Origin of the sequence: Lactococcus sp. SK2-659, from assembly GCF_020218185.2 — a bacterium.
Lineage (GTDB): Bacteria > Bacillota > Bacilli > Lactobacillales > Streptococcaceae > Lactococcus > Lactococcus lactis.
Genome location: NZ_JAIWQZ020000003.1, coordinates 1 through 18,196 on the forward strand (window position 1 = coordinate 1; position 18,196 = coordinate 18,196).

The window sequence follows — 18,196 nt, forward strand, 5'->3', positions numbered from 1 at the left end:
TATTTAACGATTTAGAATAAACTCTGATTTAATTGCTAGTTGCTGAATTTCTTTAGAAATAGCCAATTCAAATGCGCAACGTCCTACTTGTTGAAAGTGATTATTTACGGTTGGAATACTGAGAATCTGACCAGATATTAATGATTCTTGGCCAATAATAACAGGTTTAGGTATTTTTTGTTGTTCAAACCAACGCCAAACATTAGCAGCAATATCATCAGAATTTGCAAATATTGCATCAAATTGTGTAAGTTGGGGCCCCAATTTGTAACCGTCTGCTGAAGATACTGCACCCGTTTTTATTTGTTCATCTCTTACTTTTTCTTCGTATATTTCTTTATAGGTTTGGAGAGTAACAGATGTAGTTGGACTTTTATAACGTGCAAAGAGAAACCCAATATTATTACAATTTTGTTCTTGAAGCCATTCTAGAGCTTTTCGATATCCAATTTTTCTTTCTGCATAACTGGCGGCTATTTTTTTACTTTTAGGTTTATGGCATAAAATAATTGGACCATATTTTTGGTATTTATGAACGGTTTGTTCAGAAACTTCCCTTGAGGTAAAAATTAATGCTTCAAATGCTTTTTTTCGGAGTTGTTCTAAGTATTGAATTTCTAGATTTTGGTCATAATTTGAAGGGAGGATGACGATTTTATAACCGGTTTCAAAACTTTTATCCAGAATTCCTTCTAATATTTGCCCAAAAAACGGATGCTTGACGTAGGGGAGGACAACTCCGATATTTTTTGTTGTACCAGCCGATAAATCCTGTGCGATTGCATTGGGAGTATAGTCAAGTTCTTTAGCTAAGTCCAAAATAATTTTACGTGTTTCTTTTGAAACATAGCCATTCCCAGAAAGGGCACGAGAGATGGTAGCTTTTGAATAGCCGCTAAGTTTCGATAAATCGGATAAAGAGGTCATTATATCACCTGTTCGTTAATGGTATTAATAGCTGATATTGCTTCAGCAACACCATGTTCAGTATTTTTTGCTACAACCATTTTAACATGTTTTTTGACCTCGGAGTTAGCATTATCTACGGCGATAGATAGTCCAGCTGATTGGAGAAGTGGAATATCATTATGACCATCACCAATAGCGGCAATTTCCTGAAAGTCTAAATTTTTATTATCAAGTATTGATTGTACAGCGTCGGCTTTTGTTTTATTATTAGATGTAATTTCTAAATACCATTGTCCGCTTTGTTGAACTGAAATATTGGGGATGTTTAGATTATTTAGTTGAGCTTGAAGTTGTAAGAGTTCTTGAGAATCAAAGACAATCATCATTATTTTATATATTTCTGATTGACCATCAAAGGCTTTGATTTTAGGTTCTATACCTGTTATTGCTTTTTGGATAAAGGTTCCTTTGTCTTGTTTGTTAATGTACCAGTGAGCAAGACTGTACCAATTTAAGCTGACATTGGGAAATTCTGTTGAGATGTAATTTAATAGTTGTGAGACGGTTTCTGAAGCTAGGGGATTTTTATCAATAATTTGTAGTCCAAATTGATTTTGGGTGAAGGTTAGGTTCCCGTTAAATGCGATTTGAGGCGTTGTTAGTTGTAATTTTTCTACAATATTGCTCATTTCCAAGGGACTACGGGCTGAAACTAATGTGATTGGAAGGTCACTGTAATAAATAGACCAGTGGTTCGTGTCTGATACACTTCCGTGTGAGTCAAGTAATGTTCCATCCATATCTGTAAAAATGTGTTTAATTTTCATGTGATTAAGCTCCTTTGTTTGATTAAGTCTATTTTAAATTATGGAACGCGTTCCATGTCAAGGATTATTGATTATTTATTTTTAAAATAATTGAATGACTATGCTTAAAGTTGAGCAGTTCCAAAAGAAGTGGTGAAAATGTTATAATTTAGTAAAGCTCGTTTTTATGTGTTTTAAGATAATATTTACTTAGATGAATGGATAAAAGTATAGAAATATGGAAGAGATAGGAAATAAAATGGAGAACAAGGACAGACTTTTACTAATTGATGGGTCATCGGTTGCCTTTCGGGCCTTTTTTGCGCTATATAATCAGATAGATCGCTTTAAAGCGCCAAATGGGTTACATACTAATGCTATTTTTGCATTTCATACAATGCTTTCTTCTTTGATGGAACGGATTGAGCCCACACATGTTTTGATTGCATTTGATGCAGGAAAAACAACTTTTCGTACGGAAATGTTTGCTGACTATAAAGGCGGACGTTCAAAAACACCAGATGAATTTCGTGAGCAATTACCTTTTATCAAGGAAATGATTGAGAAATTGGGAATTCGCCATTATGAGTTAGCTAACTATGAGGCTGATGATATTATTGGGACTTTGGACAAAATGGCGGAAGCCCCAGATGTTAATTTTGATGTTACTATTGTGACGGGTGATAAGGATATGATTCAGCTTGTGGATGGAAATACGCGAGTTGAAATTTCTAAGAAGGGGGTTGCTGAGTTTGAGGAGTTTACACCTGATTATCTTTTAGAAAAAATGGGATTGACTCCAGCTCAATTTATTGATTTAAAAGCATTAATGGGCGATTCTTCTGATAATTACCCTGGCGTGACAAAAGTTGGCGAAAAAACTGGTCTTAAACTTTTGCAAGAGTTTGGGTCACTTGAAAATCTCTATGAAAATGTTGATTCTTTGAAAGCCAGCAAAATGAAAGAAAATCTAATTGCTGACAAAGAAATGGCTTTTTTGTCACAACAATTGGCAACGATAAATACGAAAGCTCCAATTGAAATTGGCTTAGATGATACGCTTTTAAAAGATAAAAAGGTTGATGAACTTAGTCAATTTTATGATGAAATGGGCTTTGCTCAATTCAAAAGTAAATTATTGACTGAGGCTGGTGGAGAAGTTACTGACGAAAAAGTTGTTGACGAAATTGATTTTGAAATAGTTACTGATGGCTCTATCAGTGAAAAGGTAAATGCTGATGATTTCTTCTATTTGGAAACTTTAGGGGAAAATTATCATCGTGAGCAAATTGTGGCTTTTGCCTGGGGAAATGCTGAGAAAATTTATGTTTCTAAAAATATAGATTTACTGACAAAAATGAAGTTCCCCGAAAATACTTATGATTTCAAGAAAAATCGGGTACTTTTGAGTCACTTGGATATCGAATTACCTTTGGTCAAATTTGATGCAATGCTTGCAAAATATCTAATTTCAACAACAGAAGATAATAAAATTTCGACGATTGCAAGACTTTTCAATAGCGGACATTTGGCAACGGATGAAGAAGTTTTTGGCAAAGGGACAAAAATTGCTTTACCTGATGATGCGGTTTTATTTGAACATTTAGCTCGTAAAATTAAAGTGCTTGCCTTGGCCAAAGAAAAAATGATGGCTGAATTGCTTGAAAATGAACAAGAACACCTTTTGGCTGATATGGAATTACCATTAGCAGAAGTTTTAGCAAAAATGGAAATTACAGGGATTGCTGTCAGCCAAAATACGCTGGAAGAAATTGGTGCGGAAAATGAAGAAAAATTGGCTTCTTTGACGCGCGAAATTTATGATTTGGCTGGTGAAGAATTTAATATTAATTCACCAAAACAGTTGGGTGTGATTTTATTTGAAAAATTACAGCTACCGGTTGGAAAGAAAACAAAAACAGGCTATTCAACGGCAGTGGATGTTTTAGAAGATTTAGCTGCTTTATCTCCCGTTGTAGCAAAAATTTTGGAATATCGTCAAATCAATAAAGTACAATCAACTTATGTGAAAGGTCTGATTCCTCAAATTGCTGATGATGGAAAAATTCATACACGTTATGTTCAAGATTTGACTCAAACTGGACGTTTGAGCTCAGTTGACCCGAATTTACAAAATATTCCTGTTCGACTTGAGGAGGGACGAAAAATTCGTAAAGCTTTTGTCCCAAGCAAAGATTCGCTTTTATTGAGTTCTGACTATTCACAAATTGAATTGCGGGTTTTGGCACATATTTCTGGGGATGAACATTTAATTGATGCCTTTAAACATGGAGCTGATATCCATACTTCAACGGCTATGCGTGTTTTCGGCATTGAAAAAGCAGAAGATGTGACTGCTAATGATCGTAGAAATGCTAAAGCAGTCAATTTTGGAGTAGTCTATGGAATTTCCGATTTTGGTTTAGCAAGAAATCTTGGAATTACAAGAAAAGATGCTAAAAATTACATTGAAACTTATTTTGAACGTTATCCTGGGATTAAAACCTATATGGAAAATATTGTTCGTGAGGCACGAGACAAAGGTTTTGTTGAAACAATGAGTCACCGTCGTCGTAAGATTCCAGATATTAATGCTCGTAATTTTAATGTTCGTGGTTTTGCAGAACGGACGGCTATTAACTCACCAATTCAAGGTTCGGCAGCTGATATCTTAAAAATTGCGATGATTAATTTGGATAAAGCTTTGAGTGCTCGTGATTTTAAATCAAAATTATTATTGCAAGTACACGATGAAATTATCCTTGATGTTCCTTTAGAGGAATTAGATGAAATTAAGGCCTTGGTAAAACAAACGATGGAAGAAGCGATTGAACTTGCTGTCCCATTAAAAGTGGATGAAAATACTGGTAAGACTTGGTATGAAGCTAAATAATAAAGATTATTGATAGAATTAAACTGCTCACTTCTTCACGTTTATTGACAAAATAAATAAAAACGATAATTAGCTGGGGCTGATTATCGTTTTTTAACGGGTACTGTTAGAAGGTGGGTTAGGGGCTATGTTATAACACTCATTGCTCATATCTTCGCTGGCTGTGCCCTTTTTCGGATTAGTCGAAAGGCAACCCGCTAAGCCCGAAGGGACTTGATTGCCACTAGAACTTGGCAGTTTACTGCCGTAGAGAGTATGGACAATTCAGCTGACGAAGGGAGCGAAATAGTAATTAGACGGAGAGTCAACAGCACGAAATTTTGTTTCGCCTTACTGGCTGTGTTATAATAAAATTATGGAAAATATCGAATTGAACATGGATGAGAGAATTGATGAAATCGCCAGCAGTGGGGTAAAAATTATTCAAAGCCGAGAGGTTTTTTCTTTTAGCATTGATGCGATTTTGTTAGCTCGTTTTCCGCGCTTACCAAAACGGGGTAAAATTGTAGATTTATGTGCGGGAAATGGAGCTGTCGGACTTTTTGCGAGTTCTAAAACAAATGCTCAAATTATTGAATTAGAGATTCAAGAACGTTTGGCTGATATGGCAACTCGCTCAATTGAACTCAATGGACTTAATGACAGAATGTCTGTCATTAATGATAATCTTAATCGGGCGCTTGACCATCTTCATACTTCAAGTGCAGATTTGATTTTTTGTAATCCACCTTATTTTAAAGTGGATTCAGATGAAAGTCATTTTAATGAAAGTAAGCATTATACTTTGGCCCGTCATGAATTGACGACAAATCTGGATGAAATTTTTTCTGTCAGTAAAAAATTACTCAAAACAAACGGACACATTGCCATGGTTCATAGACCAGAGCGTTTTTTAGAAATTGTAGACAAAATGCGTTCTAATAATTTGCAACCTAAATGGATTCAATTTGTTTATCCTAAGGCAAATCAACCAGCAAATATTTTATTGATTGATGCGATTAAAGACGGCAAAGAAGGGGGCGAAATTTTCTTACCGCCTTTGATTGTTCATAATGATGACGGAACTTACACTGATGAAATTGATGAAATTTATTATGGAAAACATTAAAAAAAGTTACTGACAGAAATTTCTGTCAGTAACTTTTTTATTAAATCGCACTTGCTTGCGCCATTAACTTTTCAATGGCTGCATTTTGCACTTCTTCGAGTGTATTAGTGTCTGTAGCAGCGGGCTCTTTAAGGGTTTCTTTTAGTTTGCCACGCGTTGAGGCTAAAGAAATGTCAAGATCAGCATTTGTTTTTTCTTTTGTATTAGAAATACTACCAGTCAGTTTTCCAGTCATTTCATGAGATTTTTTATCTACAGTTAATTTAATAGAAAGTTTGCTGATATCAATATTTTTACTTTCTTTGATTAATCGCTCTGTTTGTTCTTTAGGAATAGAATAAGTAGCACTCAAATTATTGATTAAATCATTGAGATCAATATCTTTACCAGAAAATTCCATAGTCACTTTATTTCCAGATTTGGTGAAATCAGAATTGGGAATCTCTTTATATTGCTTCTCTAAATCAGCTTCACTCATTTTTGAATTTGATTCAAAAAGTTGCTTAAGCGTTGATTCCCAGTTATCTTTAGAAGATTGAACATTTGAATCAAGCGTTTGCGAATCAATCAGCAAATATGATTTATTGAGACTATCAATCATAGCTCCGTAAATTGTAGCCGTATCTTCGGCAGAACTTGGAATTAAATCTTTATTGTTATCATAAAGTGATTTAATGTCTGAACTACTAATATAAAGCCCTTTTTGTGACATCATAAATCCTAAATCATAATCTTTTTTAGCGACTGTCAATTTTCCATCAAGAACTGCAAGTTGGTTAGTCTTATCAAGTCCAATATTAAAATCGAGTCCAGCACCCTTGTTAAAAATCTTGTTGAATTCAGAATTATCTCCACCACCATGAATTTTGAATTCATTAACATCAACTTTTACTTTTTGAGCATTATAGTCTTTAGAATTATTCAAGGCAACTGTATCTGAAATAAAGGCCTTTTTGGCCTCATCAGAGTTTTTAGTTGAGCAAGCAGAAAGGGAAAAAACTGCAAGTGCAGCAAGTCCCAAGGACATCCAAATTTTCTTTTTCATAAACCTCTCCAATTGTATTTTATTGATATTCTACTATAAAAAATGTAAAAGTTCAACAACATTTAAGAAATGTTAGATTAGGATAAAAAAATACTGATGAAAGTTCTTAGGTTTATCCTAATCTTTTCATCAGTAACTTTTTAATAAATCATATCATAAATTTCAATGGCAACAAGGTCGATATCATCGAACAATGAAGCATCTTTTTGTTTAGGATAACGCAAAGCAAAAGCTTCATCTTCTGGACTGTAACTTACAGTAAGCATTACTTCGCCTTCACGTTCAAAATTATAAGTTTCTTTTGGGTCACCACCTTCAACCAAACGGTTTAAGCGATTCATAATTGCTAACAAATGTGATTTCATTTCTTAAAAATTCCTTTCGGTGTTCTGCAAAGCAAAACTCTGTTTTTATAAAATTGTTTTTTACTTCCAATTGTTTTTCAAAGGGACAGTTCTTAGGATTGACCCCATTAGTCCTGTTCTTTGTCCTTATCTATTTTAACATAACTTTGTAGATTTTTGGCAAGTTTACTGGCTTTTCTGGCAAAATATTTTGCTCGAATTTGTTCTCTTTTAAGTGAACGTTTAACAGTAACTGGCATTTGACGAATGGTATCTTCCATTTTCATTGGAAAACGTTCCGCCTCAATAGACTTAAGGTTATTGTATTCAATAATGGTGTCAATATAGAAGAGATAAACTTTTTTAGCAAAATTTTCCGCTGAAATTTCATAAAGTTTCTTTTCAAATTTATCTTTATCAATGGGATGTAAATCACGAATTGCCTTTTTGGTAACTTCAGCTAAATCATCATCACCAATGAAGAGTTGTCCGAATTCATCGTCATTAATTAATTCAGACAAATAAGGATTTTTAGCAGCTAGGACTCTTGTCCCTGCTGCCATTGCTTCAAGATAAGTCAAGCCTTGGGTTTCTGAAGTAGAAGCAGAAATGAAGAAGTCAGCAGCTTTATAATAATAGGCTGTTTTCTCATTTTCAACTGGGCCTGTGAAGACAACTTTATCAGTAAGTTCAAGTTCTTTAACTAATTCTTTAAGATTTTCGGCATATGGGCCATGACCAACGATTACAAGTTTCACGGGAAACTCTTCTAAAATATCTGGTAATGCATGAATCACTGCTTGGATATTTTTTTCAGCCGCAATCCGTGAGAGACTGAGCAACATGATTTCATTTTCTGCAAGACCAAGCTCGACTCTTAATTTTGCTGTTTCTTCAGGTTTAATGTCATCACGTTTAAAACGGTCAATTTCAATTCCTGTTGGAATGACACGTTTAGGAAGAGTGACACCATAACTATTGACAGTTTCCAAAACCATTTCGCTTGGACAAATAATCGCTTCAGTTCCACGCAGGAAATTACGAATAATGTATTTAACCATACTTGGACGGATTAAGCGTCCTTTGGCGATGTAGTAAACATAATCTTCATACTTAGTATGTAAGGTATGAATGACAGGGATGCGTAATTGAGCAGCAACCATTTTACCTAAAATTCCCATTCCAAATTCAGTTTGCGTATGGATGATATCTAAATCATATTCTTTAGCAATTAAATAAGCAGCAAAAACACCTTTGAGGACAATTTTACGTTCTGCTAAGCTCACAAAAGGAATGGATTGCAGCCGAATAATATTTCGTTCGTGGTCCACATCAGCATTTGGATCTGTTGTTGTAAAAATGAAAACCTCATGCCCTAATTTTTCAAGCTCTAGGGCCAAAGTGCGAATACTTGTTGCTACTCCACTGATTTGTGGAAAGTAACTATCTGTAAAAAGTCCAACTCTCATAAATAAATTCCCGTTTATATTTCTGTAAATTTTTTATTTTTTTACTGACAAAAATTTTAGTAAGAAAATTTTACTGACAGCTTGGTCAGCAACTACTTTTTCTTTCTGTCAGTAATTTTTAAAAATTAAAGTTCTAAAGTTTGCTGATAAGCATCAGCTAATTGTTGGGCAACTTTTTCAATTGTCCGACTTTCAGCTACTTGATAAGCCTCTTTTGTCTTGTCAACCTTTCCATCTAAAACATCCTGAAGTTGATTGACAAAACCTTCAACATCTGTTGCCATACTTACACAAGTTGAATCAAGCCAGCCATGATAAACTGGGATGTCTCGAACGACAGTTTTTTGGTGACTAGCAAGTGCTTCAAGAACAACGATTCCTTCAGTTTCTTCTCGAGAAGGGAAAAAGAAGGCATCTGCAGAAGACATAGCTCCTTCAAAAATATCTCCCTTGATATAACCTGGGAAAAGAACATTTTTCGGATGATTTTTCTTAACAATTCGACGAATCCAACCAGGAATAGTCCAAAGATTTTGATAACCAAACCAAATGAAAGTCACATCGGGCATTCTTTCAGCCACTTTAATAAAATCATCTATCCCTTTACGTTTAAAATAAAGGGCAGCTGTCACGACAACTTTTTGGTCAGCTGTTAGTGAAAAATACTCACGGAAGGCTTTCTCTTTGGCTTCACTTCGAGAATATTTAGTCAAATCAATTCCGTTTGAAATAGGTAAGATTGGACATTTAATTCCGTAAGAACGGAGCAAACTAGCAGAATAATCAGTTGGTGTAATGACTAAATCAGCAGCACGATAAAAGTGCATTAAATATTGTTTAAAGAAAGGAGCAGCAATATTTGAGCCAATAAAGGAATTTTGAAAATCTTCTTTGGTCGAATGACCATGAAAGATTACTTTTTTTCCAGCTTTTTTTGCTTTCTTTAACATTTTCCAACTGCTAAAGCCATAAGTATTTAAATGGAGGATATCATAATCATCCTCAGGATTTTTTGTCCAGTCAATGCCCATTAAATCAAGGGCGCGTTGTTGATGTTTCATTGCACGACCAATTCCTGAATGACTCAAAAATTGTTCGGCTTCTAAGTAAAGTAAAATTTTCATGCTTAACTTTATTTTACCATAAATCAATAAAAGAAAAATGGAAATTTATTATTTTTAAAAATTTCAGACTTTAGTATGAAAAAAGCCTTCTATTTACAGAAGACTTTCATTAAATTATTAAGTTATTAATTAGAAGAAGATGAACTGCTTGTTTCTAAGTCACTGGTTGATTTAGAAAGTTTAACATCTGCTGTATTTGATTTACCATCACGATAATAAGTAACTTTTACTGTATCATTGATATTGTGTGAGTAAAGAGCACTTTGCAAGTCTGTTGAAGAAGTTACTGCTGTATCGCCAACCTTTGTAATTACATCTCCAGCTTTCAAACCAGCTGAGGCAGCAGGAAGTCCAGATTGGACGGAGTAAACAACAACCCCACCTGTTACACTGCTTGGTAATTTCAATTGAGAACTGTCATTTGTTGATAATTGTGAAAGGTCAACCATTCGGATACCTAAAGCAGGGCGTGAAATTTTACCATTCGCTTCAAGTTTATTAATGATATTTACGACATCATTAGAAGGAATCGCAAATCCTAAACCTTCGACAGAAGTAGAACCGTCTTCAGTTGTTGTAATTTTACTTTGAGTAATTCCAATAACTTGCCCTTCAATATTAATCAAAGCCCCTCCAGAGTTACCAGGGTTAATGGCAGCATCTGTTTGAATTGCATTGATATTAGTTGTTTGACCATTTTCTTGGGTCAAAGTCACTTGACGGCTTGTTGCAGATAAAATTCCTTCAGTTGCGGTGTTTGCAAATTGACTACCTAAAGGTGAGCCAACGGCAATGGCAGGTTCACCAATTGTTAATTTACTAGAATCAGCGAATGTCGCCACATCTTTGACATGTTCAGAACTGATTTTAAGAACAGCAAGGTCTGTGTATTCATCATACCCAACCACAGAAGCTTTGACTTTTTGTCCACCAGAAAGCAGAACATCAAGTGAGCTATTACCAGCAATAACGTGGTAGTTAGTTACAACGTAGGCATCACCACCAGATTTTTTGTAGATGACACCAGAGCCTTCACTAGAAAGCTGTAAGCCATCAGTCGATGAACTTGAACCGCTATTTCCACCAAAAATTGAACTGAAGTCACTACTTTGTGAGTTATCTTTTTGATAATTCATAACAGAAACGACAGAATTTGAAACTTTTTTAATTGCAGAGGTAACATCGGTATTGACATTTACCGAAACGTTACTAACCTTTGTACTAGTTGTATTTGAACGACTATTATTTGCCGATTGATTTGTAGTGCTTTGATAGATTGCACTTCCTCCAAGTGCGATGGCTCCGCCCACGACACCTGTTAATAGCAATTTTCCTATATTAGCTTTTGCCATAAATAATTCCTTTCAATTATTACTCTTTATAGCATTTCTATGATGTAATTATATCTACTCTCACTTAATAATACCTTAATAGTAACAAAAATCAAACTAATATAGTTTCTCCACATTTTTGTGGATAATCTAAAAATTAATGAGGATAAGTGGATATTTTAATAAAGTTTTCCACAGAAAAGTGGAAAAAAGTAAAAAAATGTTGATAAATCATGTTTTCATCTTGTTTTCAATGGGGGAAAAGGGTAAAATTATAAAATAAATTTAAGAATTTATAAATGTTTTTATTCCTGAAAGTGTAAAAGTAATCAAAAAACTGGGGAAAAGTTGTTAATTTTTAAGTAATAAAGTTTTAATTTAGAGAGAAAAATAAAAATGAAGATTAAATTAGTAGTTGTTGGAAAACTTAAAGAAAAGTATTTAAAAGATGGAATTGCTGAATATGTTAAACGAATGGGAACGATGCTGCCACTTGAAATTATTGAGCTAGCAGATGAAAAAATTCCAGATAATGCTTCCGAAAAAGAAGCAGAGGCGTTGAAAAAACGTGAAGGTGAGAAAATTTTATCACGGATTCAAGCAGGAGATAAGTTAGCGATTTTAGCCATTCAAGGAAAATTAATGTCATCAGAGGAAGTGGCTGATTTTGTGAAGAAAGCTGAAGTTTACGGAACAGGAAATCTTGTTTTTGTAATTGGAGGTTCTTTAGGACTTTCAAAGGAAGTTTATCAACGAAGTGATTTGCAAATTTCTTTTGGGCGAATGACACTCCCTCATCAACTGATGCGTCTGGTTTTAGTAGAACAAATTTATCGGGCACAAATGATTAATCGAGGTTCGGCTTATCATAAGTAAAAATTTGAAAGGAATGAAATGATTAATATTATAGAAGAGTTTCGCCAACATAAGAATGAAGAAAATGCTGAAAAACAAGCAGCATATTTGCGTCACCAGTTTGAATTTATTGGTTTAAAAACGCCAGAAAGACGTCTTTTGGCAAAAGATTTTCTAAAGGAAAAAAAGGAAGATAAGAAAATTGATTGGAAGCTTGTTTTTGAATTTTGGAATTTGCCTGAGCGTGAATTTCAATATCTGGCTTTAGATTATCTTCATCAAATGAAGAAATGGCTTATTTTTGATGACATGGAAAAGATAAAAAAATTGACTGTCAGTAAATCATGGTGGGATACGGTTGACGCTTTAGATGAATTGGTTGGTCAGCTTTTACTGACAGGTCGTAAACAAGCGACCGAGGATGACTCAACTGCTTATGAACAGGTCAAGTCTCTCGTAAAAGAATGGGCTCAAGCCGAAAATTTTTGGATTCGACGTATTGCAATTGACTGTCAATTAAGCTTTAAAAATCAAACAGATTTAGAATTACTTTCATATAATATTGAAAAAAATCTTTTAGGTAGTTCTTTTGCTGATGAATTTTTTATTACGAAAGCAATAGGTTGGGCTTTGCGAGATTTGGCAAAAACAAATTCTGCTTGGGTCATAAAATTTATTGAAGAACATGAAAATAAAATGGCGAAACTTTCAATTCGAGAAGCAAGTAAACATCTCTAAAGCTTGATTTGACAGAGTTTTCAAACTATGATAGAATAAGAAGAATGTTCGAAAATGAACTTAAATTTGAATAAAACTTATAAAGGAGACAGAAATGTCAGGCTTATCTCTTATTTTTATCGTTGTTGTTATGGGTGGGATGATGTTCTTCATGAACCGTCAACAAAAGAAACAACAATCTAAACGCCAAGAACAATTGGATGCAATGCAACCAGGTTCAGAAATCGTAACAATTGGTGGATTGCACGGAATTCTTTCAAGCATTGATTCAGCAAAAGGAACAATTGAACTTGATTGTGAAGGTGTGATTTTGACTTTCGACCGTGCAGCCGTAAAAACTGTAAAAAGTGGTGTAACACCAGAAACAACTGTTGTTGAAGAAACACCGGCCGAAACAAAAGTGGAAAGCCCAATTGAAGAAAACTAATCTCTTTTCTACATTTAATGAGAAAATAGATTTAATTTATTTTCCTGTCAGTTACTGACAGGATTTTTTTATAAAATATTTTACTGACAGATTTATCTGTCAGTTGATTTTAGCAAATAGAATAACTTATGATTACTGACCAATAAAATTTGAGATACAAATCTATATTAAAATATGGTAAAATGGAAAAGTAATACTGTCTTTTTTGAAAAAACAGTAGAGAAAGTTTTTGAATAAATTGATAAAGAAAAAAATAAGAAGAAGAGAATTTCTTTCTTAGAGTCTTTGGGTAAATAAAACTTTAATAACCAAAGAGCATAATGGTGAATTTATGATAAATATTTTTTGCATAAAATTCTCATGTGAGGTACTATGTTTAATAACTTAAAAAATAAAGAGCAAGAAAAATTACTTCCAGAGCATATCGGAATTATCATGGATGGTAATGGACGATGGGCTAAGCAGAAAGGGAAACCACGAATCTTTGGACACAAAGCAGGAATGGATTCGTTAAAAGATGTTGCTGTTCATGGTGCGAGACGTGGCATAAAAGTGATGACTGTTTATGCTTTTTCCACAGAAAATTGGACAAGACCAGTTGATGAAGTGAAATTCATCATGAGTTTACCTATCGATTTTTATAGCAAATATGTTCCAGTTTTAAAAGAAGAAAATATACAGATTCGGATGATTGGTGAACGCGAAGGTTTGCCAAAAGCAACGTTAGATTCAATTGACCGTGCGGCTCAAGAAACTTCTGAAAATGACGGAATGATTTTGAATTTTGCAATGAATTATGGTGGCCGTCGTGATATTATTTTAGCCATTCAAGAGCTTGCTAAAAGTGGTCAGGATTTAAGTTTACTGACAGAAGAAGAGTTGTCAAAACATCTACAAACTGCTGTTTTGCCTGAAAATCTTCGGGATCCAGACTTGATTATCAGAACATCTGGTGAACAAAGAATGTCTAATTTCTTGACTTGGCAGTCAGCTTATAGTGAATTATATTTTGCGCAAACTGCTTGGCCAGATTTCGATGATAAAGAATTGGACAAAGCTATTTCTGCTTTTCAAAAGCGTGACCGCAGATATGGAGGAGTCAAATAATGATGCAACGAATTATCACAGGAGTGGTTGCGGGAGGAATCTTTTTAGCCCTCTTGCTTCTTGGAGGAGCTTACTTTCAAATTTTAGTTGCTTTGCTTGTTATTATTGCAATGCAAGAGCTATTTAGAATGTATAAATTACAAGTTTTTTCATTTGAAGGAATTTTAGCGACTTTAGCTGCTTTGTCACTTGCTTTGCCAGTCGGTAAACATTGGTTAGGTCTAAATGCTGACGGGGGAGTGATGCTCTTTACACTCTTTTTATTCATGATGTTAACAGGAATGGTCCTTTCAAACGGGAAATATTCTTTTGTTGATGTTGGTTTTCCTTTTCTTTCGGCTTTCTATGTAGGGATTGGTTTTCAAAATTTACTGACAGCACGTCAAACAAGTGTTTATATTGTCTTTTTAGCTCTATTTATCGTTTGGGCGACAGATATCGGGGCCTATGCTTTTGGCCGCTCGCTTAAAGACCGCTTTCCACAAAAACTTTTGCCATCTGTTTCACCAAATAAAACAGTGGTCGGTTCAGTTGGAGGAATTGTTTCAGCCGTTGTTGTTGCCTTAGTCATGTATTTCTTATTTACTAAGGAATTGCCGCAAATTGGCTTTGTGAAACTTGTTATCTTTACAATTATCTTTTCAGTGGTTGGTCAGATTGGTGACCTTGTGGAATCAAGTATTAAACGTCATTTTGGCGTAAAAGATTCAGGTAAAATTTTACCAGGTCATGGTGGAATTCTTGACCGCTTTGACAATTTAATTTTTGTTTTCCCGATTATGCATCTACTTGGACTATTCTAATTTTAAGGAGGAAGTCGATTGATAGAAACACTGATTACTTTTATTATTATCTTTGGTATTATTGTCGCTATCCATGAATATGGCCATCTTTGGTGGGCAAAACGTTCAGGAATTTTAGTGCGTGAATATGCCGTTGGGATGGGCCCGAAAATTTTTGCTCACCAAGCAAAAGATGGGACACTTTACACGATAAGAATTCTTCCACTCGGTGGCTATGTTCGTTTGGCTGGTTGGGGTGATGACAAGACTGAAATCAAAAAAGGACAAGCTGCAAGTCTTGTTGTCAGTAAATCTGAAGTAGTAAATCCAGAAGCTGAAAATTCTGTCAGTAATATCGTCAGAAGAATTAATCTGTCAGAACATGTTGAATTAGAAGAAGCAATTCCGATGTTGATTACTGAATATGATTTTGAAAAAGAACTTTTCATTGAAGGAGAAGTTTTTGGGGAAATCAAACGTTATTCTGTTGATCATGATGCAACAATCATTGAAGAAGATGGAACAGAAGTTCGGATTGCACCACTCGATGTTCAATATCAATCAGCCGGTGTCTTTCATAAAATGTTGACAAACTTCGGTGGTCCTTTGAATAACTTTATTTTAGGAATCATCGCTTTTATCGTTCTAACCTTTGTGCAAGGAGGCGTTCCTTCAACTACTAATGCTATTGGCCAAGTTGAAAAAGGAACACCCGCTTACAATGCAGGCTTAAAAGCTGGTGATAAAATTGAAGCAGTCAATGGAACTAAAACGGCAGATTGGAACAATGTTGTTACTGAAATTTCAGGTTCTAAAGGAAAAGAATTAAAACTTGAAGTTAGCCGTTCAGGCAAATCGGAAACCTTATCAGTTACACCTAAAAAAATGGACGGAAGTTACCGTGTTGGCATTATGCAATCAATGAAAACAGGTTTCTTTGATAAGATTACAGGTGGCTTTGTTCAAGCAGGCCAATCAGCTACAGCAATCTTTAAAGCTTTAGGAAGTTTGATTGCACGACCGAGTCTTGATAAACTTGGTGGTCCAGTTGCTATTTATCAACTCAGTGGCCAAGCCGCGAGAGCAGGTTTGCCGACGATTATTAATCTTTTAGCTATGCTTTCAATTAATTTAGGGATTGTCAATCTTTTTCCTATTCCAGTACTTGATGGTGGAAAAATTGTCCTAAATATTATTGAAGCAATTCGTGGCAAAGCACTCTCACAAGAAAAGGAATCAATCATCACAATGGTAGGAGTTGTCTTCATGCTTGTGCTCTTTGTAGCAGTAACATGGAATGATATTCTCCGAGCCTTTGTAAATTAATATATCTATTCGTCTTCTATTTCAAAAGGAAAGAAGCTGAACCAAACTCATAAAGGAAATTTTAAAATTATGAAACAATCAAAAATGCTTATACCAACCCTTCGGGAAATGCCTTCTGATGCCCAGGTTATCAGCCATGCTTTACTTATGCGCGCAGGATATGTTCGTCAAGTTTCAGCAGGAATTTATGCTTACTTGCCATTAGCAAACCGCGTACTTGAAAAGTTGAAAAATATCATGCGTGAAGAGTTTGACGAAATTGGTGCAGTAGAACTTCTTGCTCCAAGTCTTTTGACAGCTGACCTTTGGCGTGAATCTGGCCGTTATGACACATATGGTGAGGATTTATATAAATTAAAAAACCGTGATAATTCTGATTTTATTTTAGGACCAACACATGAAGAAACAATGACTTCTCTTGTCCGTGATGAAATTACTTCTTATAAAAAATTACCACTTAATGTTTACCAAATTGCTCCAAAATTCCGTGATGAAAAACGTCCACGTTATGGACTATTGCGCGGTCGTGAGTTCTTGATGAAAGATGGTTATAGCTACCATGCTGACCAAGATTCATTGGACGAGACTTATAATGATTACAAAAAAGCCTACGAAAAAATCTTTGAACGTGCTGGCTTAAATTTTAAACCAATTATTGCTGATGCTGGTGCAATGGGTGGTAAAGATAGCCAAGAATTTATTGCTATTACAGATGATAGAATCAATCTTGAAAAATGGCTCGTTTTGAGTAAAAATATTACATCAATCGAAGAAATTCCAGAATCTGTCCTTTCAGAAATCAAAGAAGAACTTGGCAAATGGTTGATTGCCGGTGAAGATACGATTGTCTACGCTGAAGGTGGCGATTATGCGGCAAATATTGAAATGGCCAGCAGTCAATTTGAACCAAATGTAGCTTATACTGAAGAACTTGAACTTGAAAAAGTAGCAACACCAAGTGCTAAAACAATTGATGAAGTTTCAAAATTCCTTGAAATTGATGAAGAACAAACAGTTAAAACATTGGTTTATCACGCAGATGATGAATTAGTGGTTATTTTGTTAAATGGTAATGACCAACTCAACGAAGTCAAATTGACCAATTATCTTGGAGCATCATTTATTGAAGCTGCCAGTGAAGCAGAAGTTGAAGAAAAATTTGGAGCGCATTTTGGTTCACTTGGACCAATCGGACTTGAAAATGTCAAGATTATTGCTGACCGCAAAGTTGAACAAATTAAAAATGCTGTAGTTGGAGCTAACGTTGATGGTTTCCATTATAAAAATGCTAACTTTGGCCGTGATTTTGAAGTTGAAGAGTTTGTTGATTTACGTACAGTTAATGAAGGTGAAATTTCACCAGATGGCCGTGGAACTTTGAAATTTGCGCGTGGTATCGAAATTGGACATATCTTTAAATTAGGAACTCGCTATACAGAAGCGATGAATGCCAATATTCTTGATGCGAATGGTCGTTCAATTCCAATGCTCATGGGTTGTTACGGAATCGGTGTAAGTCGTTTGCTTTCAGCTATTTTGGAACAATTTGCTCGTATCTATGTTGAAAAAACGCCAAGAGAAGAATTTAAATTTAGCTGGTCAATTAATTTCCCTAAAGAATTAGCACCATTTGATATTCACCTTGTTCCAGTTAATGTTAAAGATGAAGCAGCAATGGAATTGACTTCTGAACTTGAAGAAAAATTGCGTGGCAAAGGTTATCAAGTCTTAGTAGATGACCGCAATGAACGTGCAGGTGTTAAATTTGCTGACAGCGATTTGATTGGTTTGCCAGTTCGTGTGACAATCGGTAAAAAAGCTGCTGAGGGTGTTGTTGAAGTTAAAATTCGTGCGACAGGTGAAGTTGTTGAAATTAATAAAGATGAACTTGTCAATACCATTGAAATTTTAAGTAAATAATAAAAGAGATTT

16 protein-coding genes are annotated in these 18,196 nt (G+C 34.8%); 9 read left to right on the forward strand and 7 right to left on the reverse strand.

Annotated features, from left to right (window positions below):
* Positions 1-3: 3 nt before the first annotated feature.
* Positions 4-927: a LacI family DNA-binding transcriptional regulator gene (locus LDP15_RS10000; RefSeq protein WP_225513486.1), complete on the reverse strand. Its 924-nt coding sequence runs from the start codon at positions 925-927 to the stop codon at positions 4-6.
* Entirely contained in the window at positions 927-1,736 is an 810-nt protein-coding gene (locus LDP15_RS10005) for a Cof-type HAD-IIB family hydrolase (RefSeq protein ID WP_042230649.1), read from the reverse strand. The genes LDP15_RS10000 and LDP15_RS10005 overlap by 1 nt, the downstream gene beginning before the upstream one ends.
* A 238-nt stretch (positions 1,737-1,974) precedes the next feature.
* Between LDP15_RS10005 and polA the strand changes: the two genes are divergently transcribed.
* Both polA and LDP15_RS10015 read left to right on the forward strand, forming a co-directional pair.
* Positions 1,975-4,608: a DNA polymerase I gene (gene polA, locus LDP15_RS10010; protein WP_042230647.1), complete on the forward strand. Its 2,634-nt coding sequence runs from the start codon at positions 1,975-1,977 to the stop codon at positions 4,606-4,608.
* A gap of 355 nt (positions 4,609-4,963) precedes the next feature.
* Positions 4,964-5,716 carry a tRNA1(Val) (adenine(37)-N6)-methyltransferase gene (locus LDP15_RS10015; protein WP_225513487.1) on the forward strand — a complete coding sequence of 251 codons (753 nt, stop codon included), beginning with the start codon at positions 4,964-4,966 and terminating at the stop codon, positions 5,714-5,716.
* A gap of 40 nt (positions 5,717-5,756) precedes the next feature.
* On the opposite strand, the gene LDP15_RS10020 is transcribed toward LDP15_RS10015, so the two are convergent.
* From LDP15_RS10020 to LDP15_RS10040, 5 genes are all read right to left on the reverse strand, one after another.
* Positions 5,757-6,761 (reverse strand): hypothetical protein, encoded by a 1,005-nt coding sequence (locus LDP15_RS10020; protein ID WP_015427178.1) that lies wholly within the window; start codon positions 6,759-6,761, stop codon positions 5,757-5,759.
* A 140-nt stretch (positions 6,762-6,901) separates the two neighbouring features.
* Entirely contained in the window at positions 6,902-7,126 is a 225-nt protein-coding gene (locus LDP15_RS10025; RefSeq protein ID WP_003130579.1) for a YkuJ family protein, read from the reverse strand.
* Between the two features lie 107 nt (positions 7,127-7,233).
* Positions 7,234-8,574, reverse strand: coding sequence for a glycosyltransferase family 4 protein (locus LDP15_RS10030; protein ID WP_012898632.1), 1,341 nt, complete (start codon positions 8,572-8,574; stop codon positions 7,234-7,236).
* 125 nt (positions 8,575-8,699) lie between these two features.
* Positions 8,700-9,698, reverse strand: coding sequence for a glycosyltransferase family 4 protein (locus LDP15_RS10035; RefSeq protein WP_015427177.1), 999 nt, complete (start codon positions 9,696-9,698; stop codon positions 8,700-8,702).
* A 125-nt stretch (positions 9,699-9,823) separates the two neighbouring features.
* On the reverse strand, positions 9,824-11,050 hold the full coding sequence (locus LDP15_RS10040) for a S1C family serine protease (protein WP_225513488.1): 1,227 nt from the start codon (positions 11,048-11,050) through the stop codon (positions 9,824-9,826).
* 375 nt (positions 11,051-11,425) lie between these two features.
* Here LDP15_RS10040 and rlmH point away from each other — a divergent pair, with 375 nt between their 5' ends.
* From rlmH to LDP15_RS10075, 7 genes are all read left to right on the forward strand, one after another.
* On the forward strand, positions 11,426-11,905 hold the full coding sequence (gene rlmH / locus LDP15_RS10045) for a 23S rRNA (pseudouridine(1915)-N(3))-methyltransferase RlmH (protein ID WP_015427176.1): 480 nt from the start codon (positions 11,426-11,428) through the stop codon (positions 11,903-11,905).
* An 18-nt stretch (positions 11,906-11,923) separates the two neighbouring features.
* Positions 11,924-12,622, forward strand: coding sequence for a DNA alkylation repair protein (locus LDP15_RS10050; protein ID WP_015427175.1), 699 nt, complete (start codon positions 11,924-11,926; stop codon positions 12,620-12,622).
* A 94-nt stretch (positions 12,623-12,716) separates the two neighbouring features.
* On the forward strand, positions 12,717-13,049 hold the full coding sequence (gene yajC / locus LDP15_RS10055) for a preprotein translocase subunit YajC (RefSeq protein WP_003130588.1): 333 nt from the start codon (positions 12,717-12,719) through the stop codon (positions 13,047-13,049).
* A gap of 372 nt (positions 13,050-13,421) precedes the next feature.
* Positions 13,422-14,156, forward strand: coding sequence for an isoprenyl transferase (locus tag LDP15_RS10060; protein WP_015427174.1), 735 nt, complete (start codon positions 13,422-13,424; stop codon positions 14,154-14,156).
* Positions 14,156-14,959 (forward strand): phosphatidate cytidylyltransferase, encoded by an 804-nt coding sequence (locus LDP15_RS10065; RefSeq protein WP_003130590.1) that lies wholly within the window; start codon positions 14,156-14,158, stop codon positions 14,957-14,959. Before LDP15_RS10060 ends, LDP15_RS10065 begins: the two co-directional genes overlap by 1 nt.
* Before the next feature lie 18 nt (positions 14,960-14,977).
* Positions 14,978-16,264, forward strand: coding sequence for an RIP metalloprotease RseP (gene rseP, locus LDP15_RS10070; RefSeq protein ID WP_033900700.1), 1,287 nt, complete (start codon positions 14,978-14,980; stop codon positions 16,262-16,264).
* Between the two features lie 69 nt (positions 16,265-16,333).
* The gene (locus tag LDP15_RS10075; protein WP_015427172.1) at positions 16,334-18,184 is read left to right on the forward strand and encodes a proline--tRNA ligase; all 1,851 of its coding nucleotides are present in this window, start codon (positions 16,334-16,336) and stop codon (positions 18,182-18,184) included.
* The last annotated feature ends 12 nt before the right edge of the window (positions 18,185-18,196 follow it).

What these genes read in the sequence shown, in the direction of transcription:
- LDP15_RS10000 (WP_225513486.1), bottom strand. Translation starts at nt 927, where the DNA reads ATGACCTCTTTATCCGATTTATCGAAACTTAGCGGCTATTCAAAAGCT.
- LDP15_RS10040 (WP_225513488.1), bottom strand. Translation starts at nt 11,050, where the DNA reads ATGGCAAAAGCTAATATAGGAAAATTGCTATTAACAGGTGTCGTGGGC.
- LDP15_RS10075 (WP_015427172.1), top strand. Translation starts at nt 16,334, where the DNA reads ATGAAACAATCAAAAATGCTTATACCAACCCTTCGGGAAATGCCTTCT.
- LDP15_RS10030 (WP_012898632.1), bottom strand. Translation starts at nt 8,574, where the DNA reads ATGAGAGTTGGACTTTTTACAGATAGTTACTTTCCACAAATCAGTGGA.
- LDP15_RS10020 (WP_015427178.1), bottom strand. Translation starts at nt 6,761, where the DNA reads ATGAAAAAGAAAATTTGGATGTCCTTGGGACTTGCTGCACTTGCAGTT.
- rlmH (WP_015427176.1), top strand. Translation starts at nt 11,426, where the DNA reads ATGAAGATTAAATTAGTAGTTGTTGGAAAACTTAAAGAAAAGTATTTA.
- LDP15_RS10050 (WP_015427175.1), top strand. Translation starts at nt 11,924, where the DNA reads ATGATTAATATTATAGAAGAGTTTCGCCAACATAAGAATGAAGAAAAT.
- LDP15_RS10065 (WP_003130590.1), top strand. Translation starts at nt 14,156, where the DNA reads ATGATGCAACGAATTATCACAGGAGTGGTTGCGGGAGGAATCTTTTTA.
- LDP15_RS10035 (WP_015427177.1), bottom strand. Translation starts at nt 9,698, where the DNA reads ATGAAAATTTTACTTTACTTAGAAGCCGAACAATTTTTGAGTCATTCA.
- LDP15_RS10025 (WP_003130579.1), bottom strand. Translation starts at nt 7,126, where the DNA reads ATGAAATCACATTTGTTAGCAATTATGAATCGCTTAAACCGTTTGGTT.
- LDP15_RS10005 (WP_042230649.1), bottom strand. Translation starts at nt 1,736, where the DNA reads ATGAAAATTAAACACATTTTTACAGATATGGATGGAACATTACTTGAC.
- LDP15_RS10060 (WP_015427174.1), top strand. Translation starts at nt 13,422, where the DNA reads ATGTTTAATAACTTAAAAAATAAAGAGCAAGAAAAATTACTTCCAGAG.
- LDP15_RS10015 (WP_225513487.1), top strand. Translation starts at nt 4,964, where the DNA reads ATGGAAAATATCGAATTGAACATGGATGAGAGAATTGATGAAATCGCC.
- yajC (WP_003130588.1), top strand. Translation starts at nt 12,717, where the DNA reads ATGTCAGGCTTATCTCTTATTTTTATCGTTGTTGTTATGGGTGGGATG.
- polA (WP_042230647.1), top strand. Translation starts at nt 1,975, where the DNA reads ATGGAGAACAAGGACAGACTTTTACTAATTGATGGGTCATCGGTTGCC.